This is a genomic window from Streptosporangium sp. NPDC006013 (genome assembly GCF_040614275.1).
Lineage (GTDB): Bacteria > Actinomycetota > Actinomycetes > Streptosporangiales > Streptosporangiaceae > Streptosporangium.
In genome coordinates, this window is sequence record NZ_JBEXUE010000062.1 from 23,502 (window position 1) to 31,670 (window position 8,169).

Genomic DNA, 8,169 nt, shown 5'->3' on the forward strand with positions numbered 1-8,169 from the left:
AGCATTCCTGCGGCATCTGGCGTAAAAGCGCTCGCGGTGGCGCCCAGAGCAACTGTGTGGACGCCCCTGCCCGCGCGGTGATGTGCGCGAGGCCCCGGGCCACGGTGCTCGCGGCCCGGGGATGACCGGCCCGGCCGTGGTCAGCGCCGCCCGGTGACGGCGATCCGGACCAGGTCGCGGCCGCGCACGCCGTACAGTGCCTTGCGCGAGGGGTCGAGGGCCAGCTTCGGCTCGCCACCGAACCACTCGCCCGCCAGGCCGGAGGCGATGGTCTTCACGGCGAACGTCACGAGGTCGACCTTGTAGATCGCGTCACCGTCGGTGGTGTAGGCGACCAGGCCGGACACATGCAGGTCGCTCCCCTTCGCACCGACCTTCACGGTGCGGGTGACCTTGCGGTGCAACAGGTCGTACTCGAACAGGATCCCAGTGTCCGTCACGCCGTACACGGCCAGGGGCGTGTGCGCCAGGCCTCGGACGACCTTCGCACCCGGCACGGGTTCGAGCTGCCACAGCAGCTTGCGCGCGCGCAGGTCAAAGGCGGCCAGCCGGGCGGTCGTGGTGACCGGCGGAAGTCCGAGGCCCTCCTGGATATTGGTGCCGAGGTAGGCGACCCCGACCCGGCAGGTGACGGCGTACAGGCTCTGCCGCTCGACGACCGGCCGGTAGGTGTCCAGCTTCCCCGTGCGGAGGGAGTAGAGCGACAGCGCGCCGTTGAGCTGGCCGGGCTCGGGCTGGGTGGTCATCGCGATCAGCCCGGTCAGCGCGTCGTGGGCGAGGTCGCGGGGGCGATCCTGCTGGTTGCCCGTCTTGGCGAGCAACGTGGCCGACGGCTCGCCGGCCCGGTGCGCATACAGCAGGCCCTGGGTGTAGACGCCGAGATAGGTGACGTCCCGCACGGTGAGCGCGGTCTTGGGCTCGCCGGGGATGCCGAGGCGGGTGCTGGTACCCGCCTTCAGGTCGTGGATGTCGGCGCCGCCCTTGCCACCGACGTAGACCCGCCGCCCGTCGGAGTGCACGGACATGGGCTGCTCCGGCGCGGCCCTGAACCCCCGCTGGACGAGGTTGACGTAGTCGAGTGAGCCGTCGGCCGGGTCATAGACGAAGACCGCGCCGTCCTGGACGCCGTAGATGCGGCCTTCGTGCGAGAGCAGCCGGTGGGTGGCCGCCTCGGGAAGCGCCACGCCGAGCGTCTCCACCGCGCCGCCGTCCAGCCGGCAGCGGTAGAGCGTGCCGGTGGGCCGCCCGGTGAAGTAGACATAGCCGTCGTGCAGCAGGACCGAGGGAATGTACTTCTCACCGGTGGCGAGCACCCGGTGATCGGACGGGTCCGACTTCGACATCACCAGCACCTCGCCGTTGGAGGAGATGCCGCCCGCGAGGTGGGTATCGGAGATCGTCAGGCTCGCGACAAAGTCGCGGGCGGCCAGTTCGGCGGGCAGGATGTCGCGCTTGGCACCCGTGGCCCGGTCGATCGCGATCAGGTGGGCGTGCGCGCCGATACCCGCGTAGACGGTGGTGGCGTCGGCGGCGATGCTCCGCACGTACGCCTCACCCTCGACGATGACGCCCAGGTCGCGGCTCGTTCCGGTGGCCGGGTCGTACTCCACGACCCGGCCCGGTTCGGAGATCGCCAGGTAGACCTTGCCGTCGGGTGAGGAGGCCAGGCCCCAGATGTAGGGGTGGCTGTAGGCGCCCACCTTGGACAGCGCGCCGGTGAGCGTGTCGAGCCGGTAGAGGTCGGAGCGGCCGTGGGTGCCGATGTAGACATCGGTGCCGACGGCGCACATCGCCCACACGCCGATGCCCGTGGGGATGTCGGTGTGCCCGGTCACCGTGTCGCGGGCCAGGTCGTATGCGCCCACGACGTTGGGTGACAGCCCACGGGTGCCGGCGTAGAGCACGCCGCCGACGAACTCGCCGTTGCCGAGGGCGCTGGTGACGCTGGCGGGGCCCAGGACGGTCACCTCGCCTTCGGCGGCGGTGTGGGCGTGGGCGGGGGCGGCGGGCAGCAGTGCGGAGCCGCCCGCGACGGCGGTGAGCTGCAGGAATCTACGACGCTGGATCATGTGGGGGGAACCTTTCCGGTCGTCATGGATGGGAGTGGGTCGTAGGACACCGCTCCGATGTGGGAAGAGGCCTCGGCGCGGACCCGGCCGTCCGTACCGAAGGTGTGGCCGCCCAGATCGACCCGGTTCGAGGGCGAGGTCGCGCGCGGACGGCCGTGCGTGACGACGGAGCAGACCTTTCCGCCGGGCAGCGCGGCGGCGTGGGCAGGGAGGAGAAGCAGGGGCAGGGGGTAGACGCATGAGTCTTTCCAATTCGGTCGTTGCCGAAATCGACCCATGACGGAAAGATTAGCGGTCTTTAGGTTTCCGGTCATGACCCTAATAGGAAAATTATTAGCGATCGTCGTCGCGGCATCCGCCGTGCCGGCGCTCCAGGGGTCCGCCGAGGCCCATACCCTGGGCAGGATCACCGAGCTGGGCGTGCCGCTTCAGGACGCCCTGCTCATTCGGCAGCGCGAGTCCGGGTCCCATGCATGTGTGGGACATCGCCGCGGGCGCGTGGGTCGACAAGCTCGACGCCGCCCACGGCCTCGACGCCTCCCCGCCCGACGAGCAGGGCCGGGTCTACTACGACCCGCGCACCCGTGCCGCCACCGGCACTGGCGTGCCGATCACCGGCCGCGTCGCCAACTCGCGCGGTATCGGCTGGGCCGAGCTGGGCCTGCGTCGCGGAGCACACGCCGGTTTCCGGTAGGTCAAGGTGAACTTCCCGAACCGAACCAGGGGGACTCGGCCAGCGTTGGACGTTGGTCCACCTTGGTCCCGTTTCATTTATTTGGGCCTTGACCGTAATCGACACAGTATGCAAACTAACGATCATGCTCAGCCCGCCGCCCGCGGGCCGGCCTTAACCCGGGGAGCAGAACTTGACCCGTTCGATGACCCGCTTGACGACTGCCAGACCGGCGGCCATCGCCGACAACGACAGTCTGCTGCCGGATCGCGACAAGAGGGACACGTCCTACGGCTACAACACGTCCACGCCGTGAGGGGATCCCCGCGCCCGCCGGTTCATGCGGTGGGCGCGGGGGCGCCATACGAGATTACGGTCATGGCTGAAATTGAACACAAATGAACGCATCGTGGAGGTGGCGCGCTGTGCAGATTCGCCTGGAGGACCTATTGGCGGGGCCGATGCCTGTCCGCAGAACAGGTACAGGCGCGTGAGCCGCGCCCTGCGCGGGGCGGTGGCGATGGCGTTCCTGGCGGCGCTGCTCGCGGTGCCGTTCACGTCGGCGTCCGCGGCCGACCTGCGGATCGTCAACGGAGGTTTCGACGAGGGGCTGGCCGGATGGAGCGGTTCGCACAGCCCGGGCGGCGTCAGCGCCGTGGTCTGGGACGGGCGCACCACTGCGCGTGTCGCCGACACAGACCCGGGGGCCGCGTACGGCAGGGAGAGCATGCCGGGCCTGCCCGCCGCGGCGGGGACTCGCTACACACTGCACGCCGAGGTCTGGGCCGATAGCGGCACCGCGCATCTGTATCTGCGCTTCAGGGATGCCTCCGGCCGTCTTCTCGACGGCGGCGCGAACGCCTCGGTGACGGGCAGACGGTGGAACCGCGTCACGGCCTCGGGCGTCGCGCCCACCGGCACGGCCACCGTCTCGGCCCTCATCTACTCGGGTGTGGCCGACGTGGGCACCGCCTACTGGGACGAGGTGCTGATCACCAGGGACCTGACCGATCTGGGCGTGCAGATCGAGAGCAGCGTGCCCAACGCCACCACCTTCTCGGGTGGCAGCGCCTACGCCCTCTACACCGGCACCGCCGACGCCAACCCACAGCTCGCCGTGATCGACGTGGCCGGCGAGGAGGTGACCCGGAAGATCACCATTCCCGACACCGCGGTCACGCCCACCATCGGCGGCTGGGCGGCGGCCACCGCCACCGACGGCAGCGTCTACCTCGGCACCTATCCCAACTCCAAGCTCTACCGGTACGTCCCCGGCCAGTCCACGGTCACCGACCTCGGGCGGGCGGAGGGCGGTTACTCGTTCATCTGGGACCTGGAGCCGGGAGCGGGCGGGAAGGTGTACGGCGGCACCTACAACGACGGCCGCTACTTCAAGTACGACAACGGCGCCTTCACCACGATCGGCAACGTGCCCATCGCGGCCGGTGCTCAGTACGTGCGCAGCCTCGCCCACGACCCGGACGCCAACGCCACGTACCTGGGCACCGGCACGAACGCCGCGCTGACCAGGTTCGACAACGTCACGGGGCGCGTGGACAGTCTCCTTCCGGCGGCCTATGCGCACAACTCCATGGTGGGCGGGCTCACCTGGACGGGGGACAGGCTGTTCGCCTGGATCGACCGCACGCTGCTCGTCCTGCGCGTCGTCCGCAACGCCGACGGCTCGCACGCCGCCGTCACCGACGCCGCGATCACCGACGTGGACCTGCACCACTCGCCGGCTCGCGACGGCAAGGTCTGGTTCGTCAAGGAGGGTCTGCTGCACTCCTACGACGTGGGCACCGGGTCCGTGCGGGCGACCTCCGTCCGGCCCGGACTCGACGTCACCGGGTACACCTGGGCCGACGGCACGTTGGTCGGCCTCGGCGCGGCCTCGGACGGCACCAGGATCTTCAAGTACGACCCCGCGAGCGGCAACTGGAGTAGCAGGGTCGTCTCCGGCGCACCCGTCCTGCCCGCCGCGATCAACGCGCTCGGCGCGGGGCCCGACGGCGACATCTACACCGGCGGCTACCTGACCGGCGGCATCGGTGTCTACGACCCGCTGCGGGGCGACGGCGACGACGGCCGGCCGGACACGCCGACCCTCAATGGGCTCAGCCAGACCGACAGCCTGCTGGCACACAACGGCCTGCTCTACCTGGGCGTCTACCCGTCGGCCAAGCTCTACAGCCACAACCCCGCAGGTTCCCGGCCGCCCACGCTCAGGTACACCGGCGGTGAGGCGGGAGACAAGGCCGACGACTGCGAGCCGGGCAAGGGCCCGCCGCCGCAGGACCGGCCATACGCGCTCGCCGGCGGGCCGGACGGCACCGTCTACATGGGCACGGTGCCGAAGTACGGCAAACGCAGCGGCGCCCTCACCGTCTGGAAGGAAGGCACGGCCGGGCGGACCCTCTGCGTGGTGCCGAACCAGTCCGTCGTCTCGCTGGCCTACGCGGGAGGCAAGCTGTTCGGCGGCACCTCCACGCGCGGCGCTCTGGGTGTCGACCCCGTCTACGCGCCGGGGGCGTCGGCCACACTGTTCTCCTTCGACCCCGCCACCGGTGCCGTGCGCCCACATCCGCTCCCGCTGACGGCGCCCAAGGCCGTCACAGCCCTCGCGGAGGTGGACGGTGAGCTTTGGGGCCTGGCGGGCGGCTCACTGTTCACCCTCGATCCGGCGCGGCCCGCGGCGATCACGGCCAGACGGCTGTTCCCCGACCCCGACTATGCCGGTAAGCCCAGTCTGGCCTGGCGCGACGGGGTGCTGCTGACCGTGACCCAGGATCCCCTCCACGTGTACGGCACGATGGGCGACCAGATCTTCAAGATCAACAAGTCGACGAAGGTGCTGACCGTGCTGCTGACGATCCCAGGGATGGAAGGCCTGACGGCCGACGGCCTCGGCAATCTCTATTACAAGATCAACGAGCGGCTGTACAGGCTTGCCGTTCCCCAGGCGTGAGGACAGCCCCTCCTCACTTCGGCCTGAACCGATATGGGCCTCTCGACCAACCATGCCCTCGACACAAAGGAAGCAAGCTCGTGCGAAGAATGATCAGAGCATTACTCGCGGTCCTGACCGGAACGGTGCTCGCGTTCGTCACCGTCCCCGCGCTCCCCGCGCAGGCCGGCACCTGGGGGGAATACCCCCCAAGTTCCGGGAACAGGACCTGTTCCAATTCCAGAACTTACAACGGGACCGCTTATCAGGTGTGCCTGGAGTTCAACTCGGCACGCACGCAAGTGCGGGCCATCTCCTTCATCAACCCCGGCGCGTACACCAATTTCCAGGTCAACATGAGGCTCTGGTTCGGCGGCAACGGCGTCAGCCTCCCCCAGTCGTGCCCGACGATGACGACTAACGGAAGTCGCGCATGCTGGACCGGATGGACCGCGCTCAGACGGCCCTATGTGGTGGCCGACGCCACCTTCGGTATCGCCGGCGCGTGGATGAGGCCCGTGCGTGCCCTGGACATGACTCTCTCCGCCAAGTATCAGGAGAAGTCGAACTGGTGCGGTCCCGGAGCGGCGCAGACGATCATCGCCACGATGGGCATCTCGGCTCCCTCGCAGTCCAGCCTGGCCGGTATCTCGGAGACGACCGCCCTCGGAACGATGCCGTGGATGATGAAACTCGGCCTCAACGCAAGCGTGCCCCAGGACTTCCCCTACAAGGACTACAACATCCCTCCCAGCGGGACCGCCAGGGAGATCGGACTCAACACGATTGTGACGTCGCTGTCGAGGGGCAGGCCGGTCGCCGTTCTCGTCAAGCCTGGCCAGTTGCCCTGGTCTCCGAACGCGTCCGGGAGCATCCGGCACTACATCGTCATCCACGGCTACGGCGGCTTCGAGACAACCAACGCGAGCCACATCCCATGGATGCCCATGAACTTCAAGGTCTGGGATCTGGGCGCCGGGCGGGAGGAGTCGCTCACGCAGGACGAGCTCTTCTTCGCGGCCAGGGGAGCACAGGCTGTGGACGACAACATCTGGGCCATCGCGACATGACGCTCATCTGATCCGGCTGTGCCAGGTTCACGAGGGCCTCGTGAACCTGGCTGGGTCTGCTTCGAAGCCCGATCTCAGGCCGGAGGGATCGTCAAGGTCGGGCAGCGGGGATCGAGCCGGATCAGCGCCAGATCACGCCCGGCCAGGGCCCAGGCGTTCCAGGAGCCGCGCTCGAAGTGGAGCTGCGGGTTGGTGTACCACTCGTCTCCCAGGCCGGTCGCCACGAGCTTGGCCTCGGTGCCCAGTTCGTAAACGTTGCCGCCGCCGAAGAAGGTGGAGGTGAAGACGCGGCCCCGGTGGACGGTCAGCTCGCCGTACCCGGGCAGCGGGCCCTGGTGGGTGATCGTGCGGGTGGCCAGGTCCATCGCGAACCAGCTCGCGTTGCGCTTGTAGACCCCGTAGAGCACGCCGTCGTGCACCTTGATGTCCTGGAAGGTCCGGTAGCCGGCGACCGGGTCCACCTGCCAGAGCACCTTGCGGCTGCGCAGGTCGAACGCCGCGACGGACGCCGACGTCTTCACCGGCGGGGTGCCGCCGCCGCCGAGCACGTCGCCGCCGAGGTAGACGATGCCCTTGCGGGAGTCGAGCGAGAGGCTCATGAGGCTCTGGTCGGGGATGACGTCCAGGTAGACGTCCATCTTGCCGGTGTCGGGGTCGACGACCGACAGGGCCCCCTTCAAGTTGGCGCCCAGTGGAGCCGAGGCGACGAGCAGCTTGTCGGTGCGGGGGTCGTACTCCAGATCCCACGGCCGCTGCTGGCCGTGACCGAGGTAGCCGAGGCTGCGGACGCGGTCGCGCCGGTCGATCTCGATGATCTGCCCGCTGGGGTAGATCGCGGCGTAGATCTTGTCGCCGCGGCGGACCAGGTCCTTCGGCTCTCCCGGCAGCCAGATCCGGCGCTGGTCGCCGCTGCGCAGGTCGCGGATGGTGAGGGAGAAGTGGCCGCCGACGTACAGCGTCCGGTCGCGGTCGAGCAGCATCGACTGCGGGCGCTCCGAGCCGGTCGGCAGGCCCGCCTCGATCAAGTCGGTGAACGCGGCCTGGCCGGTGCGCACGTCCATCGTCCACATGCCGCCGCTGCCGGAGAAGCCGAGCAGCGTGTCGCCCTCGGGCACCAACCGGCGGGTCTCCTCGCCGGTCCTGGGGGTACCGACCTCGGTGAGCGCGGTGTCGCCCGTGCGATAGCGGTAGATCGTGCCCTGCGGCCTGGACGACACGTACGCGGTGCCGTCACCAGCGAAGCCGATCATGTCGAGGGTGCGGTCGCCGAGGCCGACCTGCCTGGCGTCCGTGCCGTCCTTCCGCACGTCGAAGAGGGTGTTCCCGCTGGCCCCGAGCACCCGGTCACCGTGCTCGGCGACCGCGCCGCCAGGTCGGCCGGATCGTCGCAGGGCACGCAGCGGGCGGCGG

Annotated in this window: 4 protein-coding genes and 1 pseudogene; 3 read left to right on the top strand and 2 right to left on the bottom strand. The window is 69.3% G+C overall.

What is annotated here, in order from left to right; translation table 11 throughout:
* Positions 1-140: 140 nt before the first annotated feature.
* On the bottom strand, positions 141-2,069 hold the full coding sequence (locus tag ABZ260_RS12725) for a hypothetical protein (RefSeq protein WP_355616209.1): 1,929 nt from the start codon (positions 2,067-2,069) through the stop codon (positions 141-143).
* A 469-nt stretch (positions 2,070-2,538) separates the two neighbouring features.
* Here ABZ260_RS12725 and ABZ260_RS12730 point away from each other — a divergent pair, with 469 nt between their 5' ends.
* The 3 genes from ABZ260_RS12730 (at position 2,539) to ABZ260_RS12740 (ending at position 6,759) form a co-directional block, all read left to right on the top strand.
* The gene (locus ABZ260_RS12730; RefSeq protein ID WP_355616211.1) at positions 2,539-2,763 is read left to right on the top strand and encodes a hypothetical protein; all 225 of its coding nucleotides are present in this window, start codon (positions 2,539-2,541) and stop codon (positions 2,761-2,763) included.
* A gap of 469 nt (positions 2,764-3,232) precedes the next feature.
* Complete coding sequence (locus ABZ260_RS12735) at positions 3,233-5,710, top strand: hypothetical protein (protein ID WP_355616213.1); 2,478 nt, start codon at positions 3,233-3,235, stop codon at positions 5,708-5,710.
* A gap of 89 nt (positions 5,711-5,799) precedes the next feature.
* Positions 5,800-6,759, top strand: a complete 960-nt coding sequence (locus ABZ260_RS12740) for a C39 family peptidase (protein ID WP_355616217.1) — start codon at positions 5,800-5,802, stop codon at positions 6,757-6,759.
* Positions 6,760-6,833: 74 nt separating this feature from the next.
* Here ABZ260_RS12740 and ABZ260_RS12745 read toward each other — a convergent pair.
* A pseudogene (locus ABZ260_RS12745) lies at positions 6,834-8,169 on the bottom strand (hypothetical protein); the annotation flags it as partial.

What these genes read in the sequence shown, in the direction of transcription:
- ABZ260_RS12725 (WP_355616209.1), bottom strand. Translation starts at nt 2,069, where the DNA reads ATGATCCAGCGTCGTAGATTCCTGCAGCTCACCGCCGTCGCGGGCGGC.
- ABZ260_RS12730 (WP_355616211.1), top strand. Translation starts at nt 2,539, where the DNA reads ATGCATGTGTGGGACATCGCCGCGGGCGCGTGGGTCGACAAGCTCGAC.
- ABZ260_RS12740 (WP_355616217.1), top strand. Translation starts at nt 5,800, where the DNA reads ATGATCAGAGCATTACTCGCGGTCCTGACCGGAACGGTGCTCGCGTTC.